The sequence below is a fragment of the Haloarcula sediminis genome (genome assembly GCF_035656455.1).
Lineage (GTDB): Archaea > Halobacteriota > Halobacteria > Halobacteriales > Haloarculaceae > Haloarcula > Haloarcula sediminis.
This window is the reverse complement of record NZ_JAYMGA010000008.1, coordinates 160,146-182,324: the sequence shown is the minus strand read 5'-3', so window position 1 is coordinate 182,324 and position 22,179 is coordinate 160,146. Positions and strand designations below refer to the sequence as shown.

The following is a 22,179-nucleotide window of genomic DNA, read 5'->3' as shown; positions in this document are numbered from 1 at the left end:
ATACAGAACCAGCGTTGACGTGTCCATGTGGGTTCGAGGGATCGCCGACCTCACGGCGTCAGAGACGTTCCTTCGAGAAAACAGCGATACGGAAGTCAGGCCGATGGCACGGCCTGTGCGGTTCGAGTGGAATGACCACAACTGGTCGGGGAAACCTCGCGCTTTATCACGGGCCGGATGTCAATTGGCTGTACAGGCAGTCTCTATTACGTTGTTTGAGGAACCAACACTCCTTTATCGTTGGCTACGAAACCAACGTAGTACCGGATGGAACCAACGGCCGACAACCTCGATGGATACGATAACGCGACAGTGTACGAGGATGGGACTGTCGTTCGCGTGTCGATTCGGCGGACGGACGACGACGTTTATCCATCGGGGTGGCGGTACACGCTTCACTACGGAGCACTGACCGCCGGTCCCGAGACGCTCGACGACGGAACGATCCGTCGCTACGACAACGCACACGAGGATACGAAAGGCCATGAATTACACGTCGCTCCTGACCCGGAACCGGAGTTCATCGAGTTCCCCGGCATCGAAGAGCTACGAACGGTTCTGGGACGAGATTCCGAAGCCACGGTTCGGCCCATCCAACGACAACGGTGATACTCATGACTGAACAGAACGTGCTCGTGGTTACGGTCGACGACGAGACCAATCCGTACGAAGAAGGCATTGAGGCGATTCAAACACTCAAAGAGGGAGAACATCTCGACCGGCCGGCCACTGTTCGATTCCCAAACGAGAGCCAGCTAACTGATGTGTTCAACGAACGGACGTACACACTCTTACGCGTGATCAGAGACGAAGAACCCGACAGCATTCGTGAGACAGCACGCTTAGTCGGCCGTGATAAGAAGAACGTCCATGAAGAACTGACGACACTCGAAGCGCTGGGTGTCATCCGTTTTGAGGCAGTCGGGCGAGCAAAGAAGCCGGTGTTCCCCTACGACGGTCTCGTCGTATCGCCGCTCGCTGACGATCCCGGAGACGGAGCAACTGCCCCTCCCTGACATTTTGCTTCTCCCGAGCATTTCATACAACCCGTTACTCATTCGCGCCGGCAAATGGGCCCTGTCGGGTTTGCCAAGAGACTGTCCAAAACTGCCGCCGTCCGGGTATTATCTGGTCGTGCTTCTCGCGGCATTCTCGACCGAACAGACCAACGAACAGTACAGGAGACACCTATCAGCGGAAGATTCGAGCGCTCCGGTTCTTGATCGGTAACCCGTCTGAGATACAAAGGCTGTATCCGTCACCCGTAGCGACCTAGTGTGAGGGCACACTATAATTTATCAGGGGTGGTCTCGTAGCCCCGTGTATGAGTAGTGAGAGCGTCGATTCAGAGAGCAAGGTTTCGGGGAATCAGGCGAACATTCCCGCCCGCGTCCGTCGGGAGCTCGACATTGACGATGGTGACAAACTTCGCTGGCACATTGAAGACAGCGGGACGCTCCGTGTGCAGGTCGTCCAACAACGGAGCGGTACGTTCAGTGACTTCGATGGCTACGAGGGTGATGAGGCCACAGAGGTCGAGAGCGAACACGATAACTGGGGCGTAGGCTCGGAGTAGATGCCGCGCGCACTCGTTGATACCACCGTTCTCTTTGCAGCCACGTACTGCCAGGACAGTGCTCACGATACTGCTCTCCCTATCCTCAAAGGAATCGATACCGCTGAACTCCCAGAAGCGGTTATCCTCGATTACGTGCTCGCCGAGACGCTCAATGGGCTAACGACACACGCGGGTCATGATGCCGCAATCGACTTTCTCGATCGGGTCGAAGAGAATACGCGATTCCACATCGACTCGTTGACAGCAGACGGATTTGCCACAGCGAAAGCGCTCTTTCGGCAATACGAGCGGTTTTCGTTTGTCGACTCCTGTATCGTCGCATATATGCAAGCAGAGGGACTGGGGTATCTCTACGCGTTCGACGATGATTTTGACGCTGCCGACGATGTCTATCGTCTCGACATAGCAACGAATCCGTATCAGCCAGAGTGACCGATATGTATCTTGCACGGCACTGGTGCATCTCTTGGTACAGCGAACGGAGTGAGCGGAGTCGTTCGAAAGATTGGATGTCTTTTGTGATGATCAGAGACGAAGTCTCTCGAACCACTTGAATCCAGGGCGATTTACTTGCAACAATCCATCAACACGCAGCTACGCGAAGAAGATACTCTAGAGTATCATACTCTGAAGTACGATACTCAAAATTGTCATCAGTGGCACAGAAGTACAAGTACTATAGTCAAGTTTATGAAAAATTCGAGATAAAAGCCTCGTCCTTCAGGGCGGGGATGAAGCCGACCAATAGTATTCACCCCCCGACGACAGCACAGACGGAGTTTGATTTCGTATACATATGAGCAAGGCGAGTACCTCGGTGCTTGACCCCGAGGTGGTTCACGGTACTGGAGAGCAATACGATGAACTTGGGGAGGAAGCATTTGATGTACTCATCAAGCAGGAGTTAGCGGATTTCGTCAGCCGGTCGTTCGAAGATCTGTGTTGCTCAGCGCTCCGAGCGTTCTATCCAGAACAGACGACCACGGAGACCAGTCAGTGGTGGTATGATGATCACGAAATCGATGTTGTCGGACTCACCACCGATGAGACACTGATTGCTGGTGAATGTGAACTACCCCACCCTACCGCTCGCCTGACGGCTCGCGCTTGAGGGTGGGGCTTCCTGCTTCTATGACGCACTTTGCAGACACCGAATCGGTGTCCACAGGGAGCGCAGTCTCCACAGGCGTTCCTTCGGAGTGTCCCACTCCTACATCTTCGAAGCCGCGAGAAAGAATGTTCCACGCCGCATTCGCGTCCCTGTCCGCCTCGAATCCACAGGAGGGACACGAGTGTTCGCGCACCCACAGCGGCTTGTCTGTTGAAACGCCGCAAGACGCACACTCCTTGGTAGTCCCTCTCGGGTTGACCGCAACGAAGTGTGTCCCCTCCAGCTCGCACTTGTATTGGAGCATCCGTAGGAACGTCCCCCACGCCGCGCCTGCTCGGTTGCGTGAGTTGCCTGGTAGTTCAACCAAGCCTTTCGTGTCCAAGTCCTCTACGGCCACCAAATCGTACTCGGTGGCGTAGTAGTTCGACAACTTGTGGAGGAAATCACGCCGCTTTCGCTTGAGGTCAGCGTGGCGTTGGGCCACGACTCGGCGTTGTTTCTCCCAATTCGCAGAGCCGTGTTCCTTCCGTGAAAGGGCACGCTGTGCCTGTTCCAAGCGTTCGCGCTCGTCGGAAAGGTCGGGAGATTCGACGGCGGTGCCGTCCGTGTCGTGAGCGTACTTGAGAATCCCCACGTCGATACCGACGCATTGCTCGGGATTCTCGGGCTTCTGCGGCGGATCGTCGAGCGTTTCGATGCCGAGGATGGCGTACCACTTCCCGGTCGGTTCCTGCTTGATTGTGACCGTCTTGATTTCGGCGTTATCTGGCAGGTCACGGTGGAATGTGAGCGGGATTTCCCCGGGTTTCGAGAGCCACAATCGGGTCCGACCGCTCTTGTTTTTGAGCTTGAAGCCGGATTGACTGTAGGTGAAACTCCGGTACTCGCCCGGAGCCTTCCAGTTGAGAGTGCCAACGTGGTAGCCGTTCTCCTTGCGACCACGGAGCGTAGAGAGATTGTCGTACAATCGCTGAACGACTTTCTGAAGAACCTTCGAGTGAACCTGTTTCAGATCGTTCCACCACTTCTTGAGACTCGGCAGGAGTTTCTGTTCGCTGTATGCCGAAGTGTTGTCGATTCGGTTGAGTCGGTGGAGGAAGTGGTTGTAGACCTGTCTACAGATATCGACAGTCCACACTAACTGTTCTTCGAGAGCGTCGGACGGTCGAAGCCGATACCTGTAGTTGTAGTTCATCTGTTGGGCTATTCGTCAGTGGGTTCGCTTGTTCGGACGATTTTCACGTCTGCGCCACGCCAGTCCTTCGGGACGAGAACGTGAGCGCCGTTACCAGTGGCTTTCGCCGTCCCGGTGATGACTTCGTGACCTTCTATCTCGTGCCTGTCCATCATCTTTGTTTATACTTTGTTTCAACATAAAAGTGGCGGTGTGCCTGTGGGCCTGCCACCGAATCGTGTATGAGAACTGTGCGGCGCTGTATCCCCTCCCTACTCGCTCGCTCCGCTCGCTCGTTGAGGAAGGGGCCTTAGCGCCTCAATTCAGGTAAGCCCGTCACCACACGGAATATACTACTAAAGAAGGATTTCCAAGAATGGCTCTATCCATCAAAGGTTGGCAGTAAAGCCCCTTACACTAACCTTGGAAACAGATACAGTTCTACTGTGAATGGATAGCAACTGCTAGGCGATATCGACGTTCGAGAAGCGTTATCTCCCCCTCCAGCAACTGGGGACTATCCAGCAATAATGGCCCGCGCCCCACCAACTGAGGAGACCCTCCCCGTCCCCGCAGATTCGACGGATACCTACATTCGAATCCAACCAGCAACGGATCCACTTGACCCAGCGAATATCGAGACGCATGTGCGTCGCCTGCATCGCCTCGACAGTCCCACCGAATCCACTGGGTTCCTCGATGGACTCTTACACTCCGAAGAACGACCCACCATCGAGTGGCTACTCATCGGGAACGAAGACGACCTCTCCTACTACGTCCGAACCACCCCTGCTGAAACACTCGACGGCCTCGAAAGCGTTCTCAGAGGGCTCTTTCCGAACGCCTATGCATTCGAACGTGTCCAACTGTCTAGAGACCACCTCCTATCGGGAGTAACCCCGAAACCATCGTCCGAAACAGACACCAGCACCAACCCGACTGCCATCGAATATGAACGCCATACGACCCATCGTCGTGACTGGCAAACTCGCCTCACCCCCCTCAAGCACTTCTATGAGAGCGAGCAGACACACCTCCCACTGACAAGCGTCACAGAGACCATCGCGAACAGTCCCTTCCCTGTGGTCTTCCAGACACTCATCCGAGCGAAACCCGACTGGACCACCGATCTCGAAACACGCCAACTCTCACTCGAAGATGGGACAGATACACTCGGGGGCACACTCACCAACGCCATCTTCGGCGCACCCGAAGACGACGTTTCCCATCTCACCGCCGCAGACGAACAACGTCTCATAGAACTCAGCGAGCGAGACCCGAGACACTCCTTCGAGGTCAACTGCCGAGCAGCCGTGGGCTCCAAAGCTGCAGATGAAACCAGGGGCGTATCACCGAGCGACATCGCCCATGATCTCGAAACAGCGTTCACCCACCTTAATCAGACGACCTACGAGCTGGATGGACAGGTTCTGACTGGCGAGTCCGCCCTGAACATCGTCGAGGACCTCGAAGCAACACGGTTCTGCGAGAACACCCGAAACGGGGGGCTCACGAAGAAACTGCCCTGGGCGAATCCACCGTCACCAGTGCTCGTCGCTGACGCAAGCGAGGTTGGGAGCTTCTGTCTGCTGGATGGGGCTGCTCTCACAGCGTCGGGACGACGCCTTCTCAACGCGACGCCCACAGAACGCCAGCCAATGGCCCACCCACCCGTACAACAACTCACACAGTACCGGACCCAGGGCCTCCCGATTGGCCATCCACTCACACAGGATAGTACACCGGAACCAGATCCGATCTCACTCCCCCCAGACCTGCAGTCACTCCATCTTGCGTGGTTCGGAAAGACTGGCTCTGGGAAATCGACGAGTCTCATCAACGCGCTACTGGAGAACCACGAGGCCACAGACGGCGCTGACATCCTGATTGACCCGAAAGGCGATGGGATGCCCCAAGAGTATATGCAAGCACACTACGAGCGCCACGGGAGTCTAGAGAACGTTCTGTACTTCGATTGTGCCGACGTTCTCCCAGCGTTCTCCTTTTTCGATATCCGTGATGAACTCGATGCAGGTATCTCTCGAACAGCCGCCGTTGAAGACCGGGTCGAACACTATATCGAAATTCTCGTGGCACTGATGGGCCGTGACCGCTTCGAGCAGGCCGTTCGCTCGCCCGATATTATTCGCTACATCGTCAAAGCGATGTTCGACCCGGTGAGTGGCGAGGAGGCCTTTAGCCATCGGGATTTTCATGGCGCACTCCAGGAGATGCACGACCGAAACAGTGCACCCCCAGTCTCCGATGGGGACTTAGAACGGATGCTCGCCGGCGTCGTGGCCAATCGAGCCCGCACCTTCGATGAGATTATGCAGGGGGTCGCAAACCGAATCGAGAAGATTCCGGTCAATCCGCGTCTGGCTCGTATCTTCAATCATGTTCCTGAGCGGGGCGAAGACAGCGACGACCCACATTTCGACCTCTTCGAGTATCTGGATGAGGACATCGTGATTATCTTCGATACGGGCGGGCTCCGAAGCGAGTCCCAACGAGCATTGACACTCCTAATTATCTCGAACCTCTGGTCGGCGGTGAAACGCCGCGCGAAAGAGCGGACTGACAGTGAAGACAACGAGAACACAGACCTCCCACTCGTCAATTGCTACCTCGAAGAGGCTGCAAGCATCGCGGATTCCTCGTTGCTCTCAGAACTGCTCTCTCAGTCACGAAGTTTCGAGTGTTCGGTGACCCTCGCGATGCAGTTTCCCTCTCAGCTGCGTGAGCGAAGCGAGCGTGCCTATCAGGAGGTGCTGAACAACGTCTCGACTATCGTGACGGGGAACGTCGCCGTCGACGAACGGTTGGCGAAACGACTAGCCACTGACGAGATGTCTCCCAGTGATGTCGGGAATCGGTTGCGTGCACTCCGTCGTGGGGAGTGGTTGGTCTCGCTACCCGCGGCGTTCGGCGAAGACGAGCCCCAGCCGTTTCTGGTGCGCTCGCTCACGCCGCCGAGAGGCCATCCCGCAGCGAGGGAGGGCACACGTCGCAGTGGGTTCGGAGATGCCACGACGGCACTCACAGAGCGAATCAAGCGTACTGTTGGACTCCGGTTAGTCGAACCGAATACGGTCGAGGATTCGGCCGACGAAGAGACAGGTCCAGAGCGCGTCGACAGCGCCCTGCCCTATACAAATCGACTGCCTGAGACGGTGCGCTATGACGGAGAGGTTCACGCGCTCTTTTGTACGGAGTGTGAGAGTCGTTATGGCCCAGATGGGTCGGGAATGAGCCGAGCCATCGAGTGCTGTGCCATCCTTGAGGAGGTCGACCGTGATGACGTCCCGATCTGTGAGGTGAATCTGAAGCTCACGCCGGACGAACGAGAGGTGACCGACTTCTCAGACAGACAGCTCATGTTCGTCCAGGCAGTGTATAACGCACAGCAACTCCGGTACGAGTCGTTGGAGTACGATCTGCTGTACGACAGCATGATTCGCTTACAGGAGTACCTCGATATCGACGGCGATGCCGTGACGGATCTGGTCGAAGCAGATATACTGAAACACGATACGGATCGGCCCCATCGCCTGTATTCGGTGACGCCGTCGGGGCGAAGTCTGATTGGGGAGCACTATCGCAAAGGCGTCGATTATGGCCACGGCAAGGGCGATTTAGACGAGACGTCCCAGCACGTCCTTGCCGTGGAGGTCGGCCGGCAGTATCTCCAGACGCATTATGTCGAGAACGAAGTCTCGCCGGTCGTCGACGTTGTCCCGTATTTCGAACTCGATGAACAAGAGAGCACAGTTGTCTCTGCGGCGAGTGCGATGGGCGGAAATAGCGAGGAGTTAGCCGAGGACGTGAATGAGTACAATCGCCATCGAATCGACATCGTTGGGCTGGACGAGGAGGGCCATGTTCGGATTACACTCGAAGCAGAGCGGGTGAATCACGACCTTCGCAGAGCGGTCCCTGAGGACTTCGATAAGATGGCTGCCTGTGACCCAGATGAGGCTATTTGGGTCACGATGTCTCACTCTGAGGCCCATCGGATGTTGGGTGCACTGAACGACCCCTTGGAGGGAGAACCACGTGTCGAGAAGACATATGCCGATAGTACGCCGGCAAATCAGTTCCGGATTGATACCGCGGGGTGTACGGGGATGTTCACGGTCGAGCAGGTTCGGGATATGGTTGAGGAAGCTGAGTAAAGCGTCCTGCTGAGTCACTTACTGCCCAACGGTCCGTGGTTGCCCGGACAGACTCCTCAATCAACAAGACCCGAACCACCGTAGTTGATTCAGTGGGACAGGGCGATTAGACGGCCACCGAGAGTGAAAAGAGGATATAGCGTGGTCTCGTATCGCTGTTCAATCCCGAAGCTGTTGAATAGGGCCAACCTTGGAAACCCGCCCCGCTAAGGAGTATACAGAGACAAGAGATGGTGACTAGGACGGGCCTGTTCCCGCGGGGGTGGCACGCGGCGTCGCCGACGCGAATAAGCACAGGGTGCTCAGAGAGTGCGAGAGACAGCAGAATAGACCTGCCTCCATTATGCAGGTTGGCTTTCCCATCGCCGAATAAATAGACAGGTTCCAGATGGGTCACTCTCAGTGAGTGTCCAAGGATGGCGCCGTCTGCGGGTTTTCCCTTCCTTGTGAGTGTTCAAGATTCAGTGAGGTTCATGGGTGGGCAAAAGCGCGGGAGTCCCAAACTAGCCAGAGAAACCCACAGACGGCGTCCTCGCTACTACCGTAAGTGCCTGCGCACGCTACGCCTGTTTCTGTCCCGTCCTAGGGTCCCTATCTCTCATATCACACTCATCTAGCGGTGCGTTTCTCCAAGGTTGGATATGAGGGATGGCGCCACGCCTGTTTATATACCTGAACAGTATCAGATACTCGATTAGCGTCCTACTAATCACTGAACGGGCTGAGGTATTCAGAGTTGGTCACCGCTCAGCAGGTGGTGGTTTACTGGTGATTATCGAGGGAGACCCATCCGCAGTCTCCATCAAATTTGGCTCCTGATCGCCGGCCAGGTGCGCTATGCAGTGAGTCCACGAGCGAAACAATAGTGTCAACACGGACCCGGTGTTATCTACAGCCATGTGGCCATGGGGACACGCCGCCGTCGCCTACCTCCTGTGTTCGCTCTACCTCCGCACACGCTACGGCCGTCTCCCGACGGCCGGGCTCGTCCTGCCCCTGGCCCTCGGGACACAGTTCCCCGACCTCGTCGACAAGCCCCTGGCGTGGACGTTCGGCATCCTGCCCTCGGGTCGGGCGGGCGCACACTCGCTGCTGGTCGCCATCCCGCTGTTAGCGATCCTCTGGCAACGCTTCGACGGCCCCACGGAGCGGCGGGCCTGGGCCGGCTTCGCGACCGGTTATCTCGTCCATCTCGCGACCGACGGCGTCTACGCGCTCGTTGCGGGCGAGTTCGGCGGGCTCGCCTACCTGCTCTGGCCCGTCCTCTCGTTGCCGGCCTACGAGGAGTCGGCGGGCATCCTCGCGCACTTCCTCGCGGCGGACCCCACCCCAGAGCTCCTCGTCGAACTCCTCCTGTTTGCCGCCGCGACGCTGCTGTGGGCCGTCGACGGCGCGCCGGGACTCCGAGCGGTCGCTCGATGGTGCAGACGCCGGGCCGACGGGGCGACGGCGGCGTTGTCGAGCCGCTAGTGCGACAAGAGTTTTACCCGGGGGCGGACCACAGGGAACATATGCAAGCTGTCGTACTCGCCGCCGGTGAGGGGACCCGACTCCGCCCGCTCACAGAAGACAAACCCAAGGGGATGGTCGAGGTCGCCGGCAAGCCGATTCTCACGCACTGCTTCGAACAGCTCATCGAACTGGGCGCCGAGGAACTGCTGGTCGTGGTCGGCTACAAGAAACAGGCGATTATCAACCACTACGAGGACGAGTTCGAGGGGGTGCCCATCACGTACACCCACCAGCGCGAACAGCTTGGGCTGGCCCACGCCCTGCTGACCGTCGAGGACGACGTGGACGACGACTTCATGCTCATGCTCGGTGATAACATCTTCCAAGCGAACCTCAGCGACGTCGTCAACCGTCAGCGGGAGGAGCGGGCCGATGCGGCCTTCCTCGTCGAGGAGGTCCCCTGGGAGGAGGCCTCTCGCTACGGTGTCTGTGACACGAACAAGTACGGCGAGATAACGGAGGTCATCGAGAAGCCCGAAGACCCGCCGTCGAACCTCGTGATGACCGGGTTCTACACGTTCACGCCCGCCATCTTCCACGCCTGTCATCTCGTGCAACCTTCCAACCGGGACGAGTACGAGATAAGCGACGCCATCGACCTCTTGCTCCACTCGGGCCGGACCATCGACGCCATCCGGATGGACGGCTGGCGCAACGACATCGGCTACCCCGAGGACCGCGACGAAGCAGAAGAGCGGCTGCAGGGTGAGGTCGACCCGGAGCTGGCGGCCGACGCCGTCGGGTCGGACGGCGACTGACCCGTCACCACGCTTTTGCGACGGGCGCAACCGTCGAGCCACGACAAAGCACGAGTGCTGTTGCTCTCGAATCCAGACAACCCCCGCAAGTTCACGAACCCGCTCACCTACGCGGCCCAGCTAGACGAGGCCAGTCACGGGGTTGCGGTGTACGTCGACAGTGCGGCCACGAGCTGGTTCGACAGTTACGATTACACCAGGTGTAAGTGATAGTCAGTTCATTGCGAACTTATGCCACACCCGACATTTTTTATACGCTGCCCATCCCCTTTCGATAATGCAAATCCTCGTCACCGGCGGCGCGGGCTTCATCGGCGGCCACCTCGCCGAGCGGTTCGCCCGCGACGGTCACAGCGTCGTCGTCCTGGACAACTTCGACCCGTTCTACGACCTCGATATTAAGCATCATAACGTCGAAATCGGACGGGAGGCCGCCGCGGAGAGCGACGGTAGCTACGAACTCGTCGAGGGCAACGTGCGCGACGCCGACCTTGTTACGGAGCTCGTCACCGACGCCGACTACGTCTACCACCAGGCGGCCCAGGCGGGCGTGCGCCCGAGCGTCGAGAACCCGCGCAAGTACGATGAGGTCAACGTCGACGGGACGCTGAACTTGCTGGACGCCTGCCGGGACACGGGTATCGAGCGGTTCGTCATGGCCTCCTCGTCGTCGGTGTACGGCAAGCCACGGTATCTCCCCTACGACGAGGAGCATCCGACGACGCCGGTCTCACCCTACGGAGCCTCGAAGCTCTCGGCGGAGCGGTACGCCTGTTCCTACGGCGAGGTGTACGACTTCCCCGTAGTCGCGCTGCGGTACTTTACCGTCTACGGCCCGCGGATGCGACCGAACATGGCCATCTCCAACTTCGTCTCGCGGTGTCTGAACGGCGAGCCGCCCGTGATATACGGGGACGGCACGCAGACGCGCGATTTCACCTACATCGAGGACGTGGTGGAAGCGAACGTGACGCTACTGGAGTCGGACACTGCGGATGGGCAGGCCCTGAACATCGGCTCGACGGACAACATCGAAATTAGGACGCTGGCCGAGGAGATCCGCGACCAGCTCGCGCCGGAGCTTGAGCTTGAGTACTCGGAGCGCCACGACGCCGATTCCGAACACACGCACGCCGACACCGAACTGGCGGGTGAGTTGTTAGGGTACGAAGCGAGCCATACGATTCGGGAGGGCGTCGGGAAGTTCATCGAGTGGTACGAGGCGAACCGGGAGTGGTACGAACCGTTGGTGAGACGGTCCTGAGCGGGGCAGAGCCGGCAGTGAAGGCGCGTCCGGCGAAAGAGAAAAGCAGCCGCATGTGGTCACCACAACCACCGATGGGACCACGATGAAGTTTTGTATCAGAGACGACGACACCTGCTACTACACCGATCCAGAGGTTCTGGAGTCAATCTTCGGGAATATCTGGGACGAGGTGCCGATCACACTCGCCTGTATACCGATGGTCTCACCCGACACCGACGCGCTGGTCGATGCCACCGAGTCCGTTCCGATGCCGATAGCGGCGAACACGGCGTTACGGTCGTATCTGGCGGACCGCCTGCGTTCGGGGGCGATAGAACTGGCACTCCACGGCTACCACCACGACACACCGGAGGGGCAACCGGAGTTCGTCACCGGTCGCGCGCTGGACGAGAAGGTCCGGGCAGGCCGTCAGCAGCTAGAGCGGACGTTCGACACGACCGTCCAGCTGTTCGTCCCCCCGCACGTGCGCCTCTCCAACAGGGGCGTCCGGGCGGTTCGCCGCGACGGACTCGACATCGTTCGCGGCTACGGCCCCCGACCGCGGGAAATCCAGCCACATCCACGGTGGTGGACCAGTTTCGCTCGGTTCCTGTCGTTTCACGCCCGCTATCGCAGGGAGTTTCGGTTTCCGTACCCCATCGACTACGGCACCCACCGAGAAGTGTACTCCCACCGACTCAGCGGCCGGACCGATATGGACTGGTGCAAGCGGGCGTTCGATTACATCGAGCGCAAGGACGGCGTCTTCTGTCTCTCCGTCCACGCGAACGGGCTGAGCGACGCCGGCAAGCGAAAGCTCGACGAGATAGTCGCCTACGCGAAACGTCGCGACCCCGAGTTCGTCACGGCGAGCGAAGCGCTGGCAGCGGACCACCGTGGTGAGTCGCCTCAGCGATAACCCAGGTCACGCAGATGTTGCTGGCGGTCGAACCCCTCGTCTGTTTCGGGGGTGACCACCGGGTCGTACGTCCCCTCGTCCGTCGCTGTGGTCCCGACCCAGGGAACACGACGCACCGCGGGGTGTGGACAGCCGACGGTGTGCCAGTAGAACCCCCACTCGCCGAACGCCTCGCCGTGGTCGGCCGTGATGGCGACCCGCTCGGCGTCGACGTTTTCGAGGAGGAGCGCCACGTCGTCGAGGACGTACCGCAGGGTCGCCAGATACGCGTCCCACATCTCCGCTCGTGACACGTCACCGGCCATGAAATCGGCGAAATCGGGGCGTTCCCCTGGCGGATTGCCGAGATACGGTGTGTGTGTGGCTGCATGTAGTGGGCGATGAGCCGGTCCGGATCGCGTCTCCGGCCGGCCGCGACGGTCCTGTCGGTTATCGTCCGGGCTGGAACCGCCCGCTGGTCCGGATCGACGCCGTACTCGGCGACCTCGTCGAGATAACGGAAGTCGTCGCTGTCGACGACATCGTACTCGCGGGGCCCGAACGGGACTGCACTCTCGTAGGGAGGGACCAGCTTTCGGTCGAAAACGAGTCCCGGATACGGGTTGCCGGAGACGTACGCAGTCCGTCGAATCGCCGCCAGGTACGAGCGGCCGAAGGTCATCGCCAACCACTCGAATGACGTGCTCCCGACCGACCGGACCGAGTCCACCTCGCCGAGAAAGTCGTACTCGTTGCTGACCGCTCGAAGCGCGTCCACGCGGCAGGCGTCGAGGACGATAAGCAGGTCCCAGTCGGCGTCGAAGACGTTCCGTCCCAGCGGCACGCGCTTTGCCGCGTGGAGGAGCGCACCCACGTAACCGTAGTACAGCGTTTTGAGAGTCCCACGGGCCGGCGAGTCTCCGATTCGCTCCCGGCTCTGTGCCGCCCACTGGGCGAAATCGACGGGCATACCCGGACTACGTGGAAGCGGGGATAAATCCCTTTGCCAGCCGGCGAACGGACCGAACTAGCGGCCGCCGTCGACGAGGCTGCGGACATCCGATTTGGCGCGGGGACTGACCAGCACGAACACGGCCACAAACAGCGCGCCACCTAGGGCGACCGAGCCCAGAAGCGATGGAAGGGTCGCGGGCAGACGGACAGCGACAACTCGGACCGCGATAAGCATCACGCCGGCCGCGACGACACTGGGTGCGAACTGCGTGACCGACGGGTACGGCACGCGATCCGCGACCAGCCGGAACAGGAGGAGCGCCAGCAGAGTAAACGACAGGAGGCTGCCGACTGCGGCCCCGACGATGCCGACGAGCGGAATCAGCAGGGCGTTCACGAGGCCGTTGAACAGCCCCGCCCCGACGCTGGCGGTGGTCACGCCGCGGTCGCGGTCGTAGCTGTAGCTCACCACAGTGGTGATGCGAGCGACACTGTACGGGAGGCGCCCGGCGAGCAGGACCAGCAAGGGCACGAAGGCGCCGGCGTAATCGACCCCGTAGAGCACGGTGACGAGTTCCGGGCCGAGCGCGACGGCGCCGGCAAACAGCGCTATCATCGGTGCAGAGAGATAGAAGACGGCCTTCTTGGCGTATGCCCCGATCTCGCCGTGGTTTTCCGCCCCCGCCGCCTCGGCGAACCGGGGGTAGAGGACCGACACGACCGGGTTCGTCACGAGTAATCCGACCGCCGAAAGGCGCCAGGCGATCTCGTAGAGGGCCACTGCATCCGGCGTCAGGAACGCCCCGATGAGCAACGTGTCCGTCCACTCCTGGCCGAGATGCCCCAGGCTCGCGGCCGTCAGAGTGGCTGCTCTGGACGCGAGTGCCCGCAGCTCCCCTATCGTCGGGCGACCCGTCGGCGACACGTCTATCATGGCGACCCCGCCGCCGAGCACCAGCAGGCGGCCACAGAGAAGGCCGCCGGCGAGGGCGATGCTCGTCTCGAAGCCAGCGAGGACAGCCCCGCTTCCGATGCCGTAGGTCGTTACCCGCTGTGCAGCGACGAGGCCCGCCGCGCGGGTGTTCTTCTGTTCGCCCTGGAGCACCGCCCGGGCGAACAGCGCGAATACGGTAACAGGGAGGAGGACAACCAGCCAGCGGCCGAACCCGTTGTCGACGTAGCCCGTGACGAGCGGGTCGGCAAGCACCGTGACGGGGACGAGGACACCGGTGACGGCGAGGGCGAACACGGTGGCCGTTGTCAGCGCTCTTCCCGGCGTCGTCGACTGGTTCAGCCGGCGGGTGATATCTGTCGACACCCCGGTCGCACCGACGAACGACGTTATCCGGAGCACCGCGACGAGCAGGAAGTAGGACCCGAGTACCGCCTGTGGAACCAGTTGTGTGTAGGCGATAACGCCGACGAAACTCGCGACCTGTCCGACCGCGCCAAACCCGCCGTTTCCGAGAATCTGCTTTGCGATGGAACGGTCGGAAAAGCGGGACATCAGTGTGAGTGTTACAGACGCCAGAACGAGTCGTCGGAGCCAAACGTCTTTTGTTTCGGCTATGCCAACTATGGGCGATGAAGCCGGTCTCCTTTGTCGCCTACGGTGATATCGGGCTCCACACGGGCCGCCCTATCACCGAACTGTCCCGCGGGCTCCACCAGCGGGGGCTCCTCGACCAGGTGTACTGCCGGGGCGTCGAAGCGTACGACCTGCCCGCAGAGCTCGTGACGACGCCGATTCCGTTCGGGCGCAAGATACCCCGGGCGATGACAGGGGTCCAGCGGTACGTGACCGAGCGGTTCAACAAGCGGTACTATGCAGAACAGCTGTTCGATACGTTCGCCGCCCGAGAGGTTCGTGACACGGACGTTCAGCTCCACCACACGCCGGGGTACCTGCGAACCCTGCGGGCCGGGAATCGAGCTGGAAGCAGGACGGTCGTCAAGGCAACGACGGAGTACGCGGTGTCCTGCTACCAGCGGATCGCAACTGAACACGAGCGGCTTGGCATACAACCCCCTGAGCCGGCTACCCAACAGCGCCGGATTGACGCACAGGATCAGACCCTAAATGAGTGTGATGAGATACTCGCCGTCTCCTCGTTCGTCAAGGATTCGCTCGTCGACGGTGGGTTCCCGGCAGAGAAGATATCTGTGACACCATTGGGTATAGATACTGCTGACTATCCGACAAGTCCGGCGGCCACCGAGGAACAGTTCACCGTCCTCTACATCGGCTCTGTAACCATCGGAAAGGGGATTCCATATCTGCTCGACGCCTGGGAACACAACGGATGGGGAGACGATGAACAGGCGCGATTGGTACTCTGTGGGCACGTCTCGTCGACGATGCGGAAGGTCCTGAACCGATACAACTTCGAGAACGTCGCGACCCCAGGGTTCGTCGACCCGCGTGATTACCACCAGAAAGCGTCAGTATTCGCCTTCCCCTCGGTTTCTGATGGTTGTCCAAGGGCGCCACTCGAGGCGATAGCGGCTGGGTTACCGATTATAACAACTGACCGGACAGGGACGACCGATATCATCACCGACGGCGAAGAGGGATTCGTCGTTCCGGCCAGCGATGCAGCGGCCCTCGCAGATCGGCTCAAATATCTACGCGAAAACCCGACAGAGCGTCGACGGATGCGCGAACGGGCCCTGAAAACAGCGTCGGAACAGACATGGGATTGCCATGCGCAAAAGGTCATCGAGGCGTTGGGTCTCCAAACGTAATCGCGTTCAGTTACTACGGGAGCCAGAGGAAGTTTGATTACCGCACTAACACGCCTGCAGGGAGCATGCTGAACAAGCAGTACTGAACGCGGACAAAAGGCTCGAAATGTCAGATAGTCCGGCCAACCGAGCATTGTCAACGGCAACCAACGTGTTGTAATTACTCTGTGGCTAGTACTCGGGAATACGTCTTCACCAGATGGTCACAGTGAGTGTCCCATCGGAACCGTTGAGCACGCTGTAACCCGTTATCAATTAGCCGGCGCTGCAGGGACGTGTCGTCGATAACAGTTCGAATCGCATCGGCCAATGCAGCCATGTCATGTGGGTTCTCCACAGTAATGGCCGCGTTACCGACGATTTCCGGAATAGCGTAGGCTGCGGTTGTTACAACCGGTGTGCCACGCGCCATCGCTTCGACGTTGGGGAGACCAAACGTCTCGTGGTATGAGGGATACACAAAACAGAGCGCCTCGTCGTAGAGGTGAACGAGCCGCTCTTGGGAAACGTAGCCGGCAAAATGTACGTCTTCAGCCAGACCATACTTTTCCACGAGTTCCGGGCCGGTCGACTCCCAGCGGTCGCCGGCCACGACGAGTTCGAGAGATCTTCCGGCGTCATGCAGCCGTTTCAGCGCTCCCAGCAGTGTCTGGATGTTCTTTTTTTGTGCCGCATTCGAGACATGGAGTAGGTATTCGTCTGGAGCGTCGACTAGTCCATCAGACGGAGGGAGCGAAAAGAAGCAGTTATCAATGGCTTCATACGTCGTCATGACCTGCTCTGGCCGATACCCGGCTCGCTCCACCATCGTCTCCCGAACGTAGTCGCTGACTGTCAGTAGCCTGTCCAGGCTGAATCTGCCAAGCCGATCGAACCAGCGCCGACGGAGTCGATACGACCACGTCTGTACCTCGATAGGCAGATTCTCCCAGTGGAGGGTCCCGTGGACTGTGGCGATGACGGGCGCTGTGGACTCCAGCGCGAACCAGTGGCCGAGGTCAGGGATTGCGTTGAGATGGAAGAGGTCGATGTCCCGCCGTTTCTCGACTGACCGAACGCGTATAGGGAACGGTCGTTCCGGAAGCCAGCTGGTCGGGTACGACTTGTCCGGGAGTTTGATTGTATCGACATGGGCGTCAAACTGATCTGGGTCTCCGCGACGGTAGACGACGACCGGCGTTACCCTGTCGTCATCAGCGAACTCTATGGGGAGGTTCTTGATGTAGTTCCACGGCGCGCCGCCAGCGTCGAGGTCCGCAATGACGATGCCGACGGTCAGGTCGCCCGACGGGGACGTCATCGGTATCCTAGATCTTCCAGCCGCTGTGCGACCACGTCGTCAGCCGTCTCCGTGTCCGTCTCGACTGGCGGTGCCGACTCGATACGCCGCCGGTCGCCGTCGACGACCAGCCACGGGACCCGGACGAGTTCGTCGGTGTAGATGCCGTGTGGGTGACCCCACTCCCGAATCGGGAGCGGGGCGGCCCGTTCGCCGACCATATTGCCGTGGTCGGCGGTGACCACCGACTTCCCGTCGATACCGTCCAGCAGCCGGTCGACGTGCGGGAGCGTCCGGTCCAGGTTCGCCCGGTAGACCCGCCATATCTCCTCGGGGACGGCATCAAGGTCGCCGGTCATCAGCTGGGCCCAGCTACCGGGAACGTCGGGTTTCAGGAACGCCTGGTCGTCGTCGAACGGCTGGTCGCCCTCGACGATGAAGGGGTAGTGGGGCTGGATGTAGTGGACGAGCAGCCGTTTCTCCGGGTACCGCTCGGCCGCCGAGAGGGCGTGTTCGGTCGTCGTTTCCGGGAGGACGGTACGGTGGTCCTCGTCCCAGCCGTCCGTCTTCCAGATGTGGTCGACCGCGTGAAACGACGCGTCCAGCCAGTCGCTGTGCCGGTAAAACTGTGGGTTCGCAGTGACGTAGACGGTGTCGTGAAGCTCTTTCCCGGCGAAGTTCGCCCGCAGGAACTCCCTGGTACTCGACCCCCGCGACTGCCGGGACTCCAGTCGCCCCGGGAGTGTCGACTGGTCGGCGAACATGTCGTACCGACAGGCGTCGAGAATCAGCAGGTTGTCCCAGTCCTCACCGAAGAGGTCGACGCCGCTCGTGTTGTAGGGGCGAGTGTAGAGCCGGCGGTGATACAGTCGGTTGGCTTCGCGGAGAAAGAGGTTCGGGCTTGCGAGACCGCGCCGAATCCGCTCCGGCGACAAGATACCCATGGTCACCCATCTGCGAAGGCGTAACTTAGAGATTCGGGTGTTCCCCCTAACCTAAGTACAGTCGGTCAGGTATCTCTCTCAATGACGCGACTCAAGGTATTACATCTCATCACCGCGCTTCAGTACGGCGGCGCGGAGAACATGGTCGCGGACCTCGTCGAGACCATCGACGACGTGACGTTCACCGTCGGCTACATGGAACCGAAAGACGACCTCGTCTCACGGCTTGTCAACGCGGGGGCGACGGTCAAATCCTTCGACGAGGATTTCAGGTTCGACCCGCGCGCGTTCGCTCGCCTCCGGACGTTCCTCCGGACAACATCGTTCGATGTCGTCCACGCACACCTCCCGTACGCCCAGACGGTCGGCCGGTTGGCGGCCGTTGGCTCCGGCGTCGCCGGCATAGTCAGTACGCAACACAACGTCGCCGACACCTGGCATCCGGTCACCCGTGCCACGGAGCGGGCGACACGTCCACTCGATACCGTCACTGTCGCCGTCTCCAACGGGGTCGAGCGGTCCTTTACAGGGAGTGCCCATCCGCCGAACCAGCTCGGCGACGACTGGTGTACCATCTACAACGGTATCGACGTCAACGGATTCCGACAGCGGGTCGATGAGGTCGACACGGCGGCCGTCCGCGATGAGTTCGACCTGGACCCGGAGACCCTGACACTGCTGAACGTCGGGCGATACGTCCCGGTCAAGCGACAGCGCGAGGCGATTCGCGCAGTGGCAACGGCACCGTTCGACACGCAACTGCTCGTCGTCGGCGACGGGCCACTGAAGGAGGATTTGCGGTCGAGAGCGGCCGAGCTGGGGGTAAGCGACAGGGTCCACGTGACCGGCCGAGTCGCGGACATCGAGCCGTTCTACGCGGTCGGGGACGTGTTCCTGGCACCGTCGCGCGGGGAAGGGCACCCGGTGACGCTGCTCGAAGCGATGGCGGCGCGGCTCCCCGTGGTCGCGACGGATATCCCGGGCATCCGCGAGGTGGTGGTCGAGGGGACCACCGGCCAGCTATACGAACCGGGCGACATAGAGTCACTCCTCGCTGCGCTGGCCGAACTGCGCGACCCGACGCTGCGGCGCGCGTACGGGGCTGCCGGCCGCGAGCGAGCGAGCAACACGTTTAGCGTCGAGCGGATGGCGGCCTCGTACACCGAACTGTACCGACAGGTGGCGAAGCGATAGGACCCAAGCGGCGCCGAACCAGTTTTATCCGCATGGGGAGTAGCGGGCCACGATGGTAGCTCTCGCCGTCGCCAGCGCATCGCTGCTCCTGCTGCTGGTGGCGACCGCCTACGGGCGGTCGTGGTACCGACCGGCAGCCCTCGTCGCCTTCGGTGGACACCTCCTGGTGTCGCTCGTCGTCCTGCCCCGCCTCCCCTACGGGTGGGACATCGCCGGGTTCCACCGGGCAGCCACCGAACTGGCAGCGGGGGCGCCGGTTACCGCTTCCAGGACGGTGAGTTCCTTCGCCGCGTTCCAGGGGCTGCTGTATACGGCCTTTACGCCCCAGCCGGCGACGCTGGGCGTCGTCAACGGGCTACTCGCCGTCCTGGTTCCGATTCCAGTCGCGTATCTGGCCGACAGTCTCTACCCGTCCACCGAGGCGACGCCGGCGGTCGGCATCACCGCCCTGTTTCTCCCGTTGCCGTTCCTGTTTCTTACTATCCCGATGCGGGACACGCTGTCGGTGTTGCTGGCGCTCTCACTGCTGGCAGTCATCGTCCGAACGCTCCGGAGCGGGGCGCTCGCAGGGGGGCTGCCTGCGCTCCCGCTCTGGGGAATGCTCTTCTTGTTACGCTCGGAGCTAGCCCTGATTACCGGGTTAGGCGTCCTCGCCGTCGCCGCCGTGAGCGGCGTCAGGCGACTCGATACGAACCTCTCGCTTGGCAAGTTCGCTGTGATGCTTGGGTCTATCGGCGCAGTCGGGTTCGCCCTGTTCGCAAGGCTGCTTTACCCCTTCGACGTCGTCAACGCACAGCTGCGTGGCCGCTCGCGCGGCGGCGCCGTGTATCTGGACGGGATGAGCTACAGTTCGTGGGCCGACTTCCTGATAGCGGCCCCGGCGCGTGCCATCTACTTCCAGTTCACGCCGTTCCCGCTGCACGTCCAGTCGGTGTTTCACCTGTTGGCGTTCGTCGGGACCGTAAGTATCGTCGTCCTGTTCGTGAGCGGCGCCCGTTCGCTCGTCGTCCGTGAGTACGACGAGCGGGTCGCCGTCTTTCTGGGGGTAGTCTATCTCGCCGGTGTCACGGGCTATGGAACCATCAACTCGAACTTCGGCACCAACGTCCGCCATCGGATGGTCTTCGATTTTCTGCTCGTCGTCTTTGCCAGTCCAGTGCTCCACCAGTGGTGGCTACGACTGCGCGCGTGGGTCGGTGTACCGCCAGGTCAGAGCGGTGACAGCGACAAACAGCAGCGCGAAGCTCAGGAATTTGACCGGCGCGTCCATAGTCGAGGTCAGGACCCGAACGAGACTCACCACGAGGACGGCGCCGAGACCGAGTGCAAGCGCGCGTTCCTCGGTGAGTAGCGACGCCACGGTGCTGTGGACGGCCCACTCCCGAAAGCGCGAGAGACCCCAGTAGAGGACCGACCCCTGGAGTATCGTGGCGAGACGGGAAGGCATTGGTCAGAAAACAGCGCCTACGGATTCAAGTCTTTCGCGATGGCGACGCCGCCCGGTCACGGGAGCGATTCGAGCCGGGCGGTCGTCCGCTCGACCGTCTCGCGCCACTGGAATCGGTCGAGGGCAGTCTGGCGACCCCGTTGACCGAGCGTGTCACTCTCTCCCAAGACCCGGCGCAGTGACGCGCGATACGCCGGGACGTTCCCGACCGGAACGGTCTCTCCAGCCTGTCCGACGATGGCGGCAGTCTGTTCGAGATAGCTCGACACGACCGGCACGCCCGAGGCAAACGACTCCAGGATGGTCCGGGGGAGCCCCTCGGCCCGGCTTGGCAGTACGAGTGTGTCGCCCGAGCGGTAGACCGCGGGCATCTCGTCGTAGGGCACCTGTCCGAGAAACGTCGTCTCTTCGCCCGCCATTGCCTCCAGGGACGGCCGCATCGGTCCGTCGCCAGCGACGTACAGCCGCGCGTCCAGTTCCGGTGGAAGCCCCTTGACCGCCCGTATGGCGTCCTGTGGCCGTTTGCCCTCGACGAGGCGGCCGACAAACAGCACGACAGCCCCGTCGTGGTCAATACGGTCACTCGTCGGGCCCTGCGGGGTAAACCGGTCCGTGTCGACCCCGTTTCCGACGACTTCGACCAGCGATTCGACGCCGATAGACCGGACGCGCCGGCGGTCCTCGTCGGTGTAACAGAAGACGAGGTCAGCCTGGTCGAACGTCCATCGCCCGGCCGTCCGCAGATAGACGTCGAACAGCCACTCCGGCGCGTTCTGGCTGTAGAGGCCGTGGTTCGTGATAGCCAACGGCGTCTCGCCAAAGCGCCGCGCCAGCGCGGCCAGGTTCGTCGACGCGTACAGATGCGAGTGGGCGTGGACGACATCGAACCCGCCGGCACGCCGGAGGAAGCGCGCGACCCCCGCGGAGATGTCGTTGCCGAGCAGCGTCGCGGTCCGGGGCTGGCGAACGACCGTGTAGCCGTTCCGCCGCTCCCACCGCGGTCGGTCGGGGTCGTCAGTGACGGTCAACACCGTGATGTCGTGGCCCATCGCGGCCTGGTCCCGGGACATCGCGTGGACGTGGTAGGTTCCTCCGCCCGGTGCCTCCGGGTACAGCTTCTGAGCGACACGGAGGATACGCATGTCCACCCGGTCCGACGGCAT

The 22,179-nt window shown here is 61.0% G+C and carries 20 protein-coding genes and 2 pseudogenes; 15 read left to right on the top strand and 7 right to left on the bottom strand.

The genetic code is table 11. The features are described from left to right. Positions 1-14: 14 nt before the first annotated feature. From VJ162_RS14865 to VJ162_RS14840, 6 genes and pseudogenes are all read left to right on the top strand, one after another. A pseudogene (locus tag VJ162_RS14865) lies at positions 15-157 on the top strand (IS200/IS605 family transposon protein TnpB); the annotation flags it as partial. 110 nt (positions 158-267) lie between these two features. Beyond that, positions 268-622 (top strand): annotated as a pseudogene (locus VJ162_RS14860) (toxin-antitoxin system TumE family protein). Further along, on the top strand, positions 615-1,016 hold the full coding sequence (locus tag VJ162_RS14855; RefSeq protein ID WP_324665372.1) for an HVO_A0114 family putative DNA-binding protein: 402 nt from the start codon (positions 615-617) through the stop codon (positions 1,014-1,016). The pseudogene VJ162_RS14860 and the gene VJ162_RS14855 overlap by 8 nt, the downstream one beginning before the upstream one ends. 308 nt (positions 1,017-1,324) lie before the next feature. Beyond that, on the top strand, positions 1,325-1,576 hold the full coding sequence (locus VJ162_RS14850) for an AbrB/MazE/SpoVT family DNA-binding domain-containing protein (protein ID WP_324665370.1): 252 nt from the start codon (positions 1,325-1,327) through the stop codon (positions 1,574-1,576). Then, positions 1,577-2,011, top strand: a complete 435-nt coding sequence (locus tag VJ162_RS14845) for a PIN domain-containing protein (protein WP_324665367.1) — start codon at positions 1,577-1,579, stop codon at positions 2,009-2,011. 385 nt (positions 2,012-2,396) lie between these two features. Beyond that, positions 2,397-2,690 (top strand): DUF234 domain-containing protein, encoded by a 294-nt coding sequence (locus VJ162_RS14840; RefSeq protein ID WP_324665365.1) that lies wholly within the window; start codon positions 2,397-2,399, stop codon positions 2,688-2,690. Here the strand turns inward: VJ162_RS14840 and VJ162_RS14835 are convergent. Both VJ162_RS14835 and VJ162_RS14830 read right to left on the bottom strand, forming a co-directional pair. Beyond that, positions 2,662-3,885 carry an RNA-guided endonuclease InsQ/TnpB family protein gene (locus VJ162_RS14835; RefSeq protein WP_324665363.1) on the bottom strand — a complete coding sequence of 408 codons (1,224 nt, stop codon included), beginning with the start codon at positions 3,883-3,885 and terminating at the stop codon, positions 2,662-2,664. The genes VJ162_RS14840 and VJ162_RS14835 overlap by 29 nt on opposite strands. 8 nt (positions 3,886-3,893) lie before the next feature. Continuing rightward, a complete protein-coding gene (locus VJ162_RS14830) occupies positions 3,894-4,037 on the bottom strand; it encodes a DUF2080 family transposase-associated protein (RefSeq protein WP_407066865.1) in 144 nt (47 codons plus the stop codon). A 357-nt stretch (positions 4,038-4,394) separates the two neighbouring features. Between VJ162_RS14830 and VJ162_RS14825 the strand changes: the two genes are divergently transcribed. From VJ162_RS14825 to VJ162_RS14800, 6 genes are all read left to right on the top strand, one after another. Further along, complete coding sequence (locus tag VJ162_RS14825; protein ID WP_324665359.1) at positions 4,395-8,039, top strand: ATP-binding protein; 3,645 nt, start codon at positions 4,395-4,397, stop codon at positions 8,037-8,039. A gap of 897 nt (positions 8,040-8,936) precedes the next feature. Continuing rightward, positions 8,937-9,509, top strand: coding sequence for a metal-dependent hydrolase (locus tag VJ162_RS14820; protein WP_324665357.1), 573 nt, complete (start codon positions 8,937-8,939; stop codon positions 9,507-9,509). A gap of 41 nt (positions 9,510-9,550) precedes the next feature. Then, on the top strand, positions 9,551-10,309 hold the full coding sequence (gene aglF, locus VJ162_RS14815) for a UTP--glucose-1-phosphate uridylyltransferase AglF (protein WP_324665355.1): 759 nt from the start codon (positions 9,551-9,553) through the stop codon (positions 10,307-10,309). Between the two features lie 60 nt (positions 10,310-10,369). Then, a complete protein-coding gene (locus VJ162_RS14810) occupies positions 10,370-10,519 on the top strand; it encodes a hypothetical protein (RefSeq protein ID WP_324665353.1) in 150 nt (49 codons plus the stop codon). A 67-nt stretch (positions 10,520-10,586) separates the two neighbouring features. Beyond that, on the top strand, positions 10,587-11,573 hold the full coding sequence (locus VJ162_RS14805) for an SDR family oxidoreductase (RefSeq protein ID WP_324665351.1): 987 nt from the start codon (positions 10,587-10,589) through the stop codon (positions 11,571-11,573). Positions 11,574-11,658: 85 nt separating this feature from the next. Beyond that, positions 11,659-12,474, top strand: a complete 816-nt coding sequence (locus tag VJ162_RS14800) for a DUF2334 domain-containing protein (protein ID WP_324665349.1) — start codon at positions 11,659-11,661, stop codon at positions 12,472-12,474. Here VJ162_RS14800 and VJ162_RS14795 read toward each other — a convergent pair. Continuing rightward, positions 12,465-12,779, bottom strand: coding sequence for an alkaline phosphatase family protein (locus VJ162_RS14795; RefSeq protein WP_324665347.1), 315 nt, complete (start codon positions 12,777-12,779; stop codon positions 12,465-12,467). The two genes, VJ162_RS14800 and VJ162_RS14795, sit on opposite strands and share 10 nt — an antisense overlap. A gap of 701 nt (positions 12,780-13,480) precedes the next feature. Further along, complete coding sequence (locus VJ162_RS14790; protein ID WP_324665345.1) at positions 13,481-14,914, bottom strand: oligosaccharide flippase family protein; 1,434 nt, start codon at positions 14,912-14,914, stop codon at positions 13,481-13,483. Between the two features lie 77 nt (positions 14,915-14,991). Between VJ162_RS14790 and VJ162_RS14785 the strand changes: the two genes are divergently transcribed. Then, positions 14,992-16,152, top strand: a complete 1,161-nt coding sequence (locus VJ162_RS14785) for a glycosyltransferase family 4 protein (protein ID WP_324665343.1) — start codon at positions 14,992-14,994, stop codon at positions 16,150-16,152. A gap of 160 nt (positions 16,153-16,312) precedes the next feature. Here VJ162_RS14785 and VJ162_RS14780 read toward each other — a convergent pair whose 3' ends face one another. Next, on the bottom strand, positions 16,313-17,452 hold the full coding sequence (locus VJ162_RS14780; protein ID WP_324665341.1) for a glycosyltransferase family 4 protein: 1,140 nt from the start codon (positions 17,450-17,452) through the stop codon (positions 16,313-16,315). Next, a complete protein-coding gene (locus VJ162_RS14775; RefSeq protein ID WP_324665338.1) occupies positions 17,449-18,375 on the bottom strand; it encodes an alkaline phosphatase family protein in 927 nt (308 codons plus the stop codon). The genes VJ162_RS14780 and VJ162_RS14775 overlap by 4 nt, the downstream gene beginning before the upstream one ends. Before the next feature lie 81 nt (positions 18,376-18,456). On the opposite strand from VJ162_RS14775, the gene VJ162_RS14770 reads away from it, so the two are divergent. Both VJ162_RS14770 and VJ162_RS14765 read left to right on the top strand, forming a co-directional pair. Then, positions 18,457-19,569, top strand: a complete 1,113-nt coding sequence (locus VJ162_RS14770) for a glycosyltransferase (RefSeq protein ID WP_324665336.1) — start codon at positions 18,457-18,459, stop codon at positions 19,567-19,569. 52 nt (positions 19,570-19,621) lie between these two features. Next, positions 19,622-20,920 carry a hypothetical protein gene (locus tag VJ162_RS14765; RefSeq protein WP_324665335.1) on the top strand — a complete coding sequence of 433 codons (1,299 nt, stop codon included), beginning with the start codon at positions 19,622-19,624 and terminating at the stop codon, positions 20,918-20,920. Between the two features lie 152 nt (positions 20,921-21,072). Here VJ162_RS14765 and VJ162_RS14760 read toward each other — a convergent pair whose 3' ends face one another. Beyond that, entirely contained in the window at positions 21,073-22,158 is a 1,086-nt protein-coding gene (locus VJ162_RS14760; RefSeq protein ID WP_324665406.1) for a glycosyltransferase family 4 protein, read from the bottom strand. Positions 22,159-22,179 lie beyond the last annotated feature (21 nt).

What these genes read in the sequence shown, in the direction of transcription:
- VJ162_RS14790 (WP_324665345.1), bottom strand. Translation starts at nt 14,914, where the DNA reads ATGTCCCGCTTTTCCGACCGTTCCATCGCAAAGCAGATTCTCGGAAAC.
- VJ162_RS14775 (WP_324665338.1), bottom strand. Translation starts at nt 18,375, where the DNA reads ATGGGTATCTTGTCGCCGGAGCGGATTCGGCGCGGTCTCGCAAGCCCG.
- VJ162_RS14785 (WP_324665343.1), top strand. Translation starts at nt 14,992, where the DNA reads ATGAAGCCGGTCTCCTTTGTCGCCTACGGTGATATCGGGCTCCACACG.
- VJ162_RS14760 (WP_324665406.1), bottom strand. Translation starts at nt 22,158, where the DNA reads ATGCGTATCCTCCGTGTCGCTCAGAAGCTGTACCCGGAGGCACCGGGC.
- VJ162_RS14770 (WP_324665336.1), top strand. Translation starts at nt 18,457, where the DNA reads ATGACGCGACTCAAGGTATTACATCTCATCACCGCGCTTCAGTACGGC.
- VJ162_RS14855 (WP_324665372.1), top strand. Translation starts at nt 615, where the DNA reads ATGACTGAACAGAACGTGCTCGTGGTTACGGTCGACGACGAGACCAAT.
- VJ162_RS14850 (WP_324665370.1), top strand. Translation starts at nt 1,325, where the DNA reads ATGAGTAGTGAGAGCGTCGATTCAGAGAGCAAGGTTTCGGGGAATCAG.
- VJ162_RS14795 (WP_324665347.1), bottom strand. Translation starts at nt 12,779, where the DNA reads ATGGCCGGTGACGTGTCACGAGCGGAGATGTGGGACGCGTATCTGGCG.
- VJ162_RS14805 (WP_324665351.1), top strand. Translation starts at nt 10,587, where the DNA reads ATGCAAATCCTCGTCACCGGCGGCGCGGGCTTCATCGGCGGCCACCTC.
- aglF (WP_324665355.1), top strand. Translation starts at nt 9,551, where the DNA reads ATGCAAGCTGTCGTACTCGCCGCCGGTGAGGGGACCCGACTCCGCCCG.
- VJ162_RS14765 (WP_324665335.1), top strand. Translation starts at nt 19,622, where the DNA reads ATGGTAGCTCTCGCCGTCGCCAGCGCATCGCTGCTCCTGCTGCTGGTG.
- VJ162_RS14800 (WP_324665349.1), top strand. Translation starts at nt 11,659, where the DNA reads ATGAAGTTTTGTATCAGAGACGACGACACCTGCTACTACACCGATCCA.
- VJ162_RS14825 (WP_324665359.1), top strand. Translation starts at nt 4,395, where the DNA reads ATGGCCCGCGCCCCACCAACTGAGGAGACCCTCCCCGTCCCCGCAGAT.
- VJ162_RS14780 (WP_324665341.1), bottom strand. Translation starts at nt 17,452, where the DNA reads ATGACGTCCCCGTCGGGCGACCTGACCGTCGGCATCGTCATTGCGGAC.
- VJ162_RS14835 (WP_324665363.1), bottom strand. Translation starts at nt 3,885, where the DNA reads ATGAACTACAACTACAGGTATCGGCTTCGACCGTCCGACGCTCTCGAA.
- VJ162_RS14830 (WP_407066865.1), bottom strand. Translation starts at nt 4,037, where the DNA reads ATGGACAGGCACGAGATAGAAGGTCACGAAGTCATCACCGGGACGGCG.
- VJ162_RS14845 (WP_324665367.1), top strand. Translation starts at nt 1,577, where the DNA reads ATGCCGCGCGCACTCGTTGATACCACCGTTCTCTTTGCAGCCACGTAC.
- VJ162_RS14820 (WP_324665357.1), top strand. Translation starts at nt 8,937, where the DNA reads ATGTGGCCATGGGGACACGCCGCCGTCGCCTACCTCCTGTGTTCGCTC.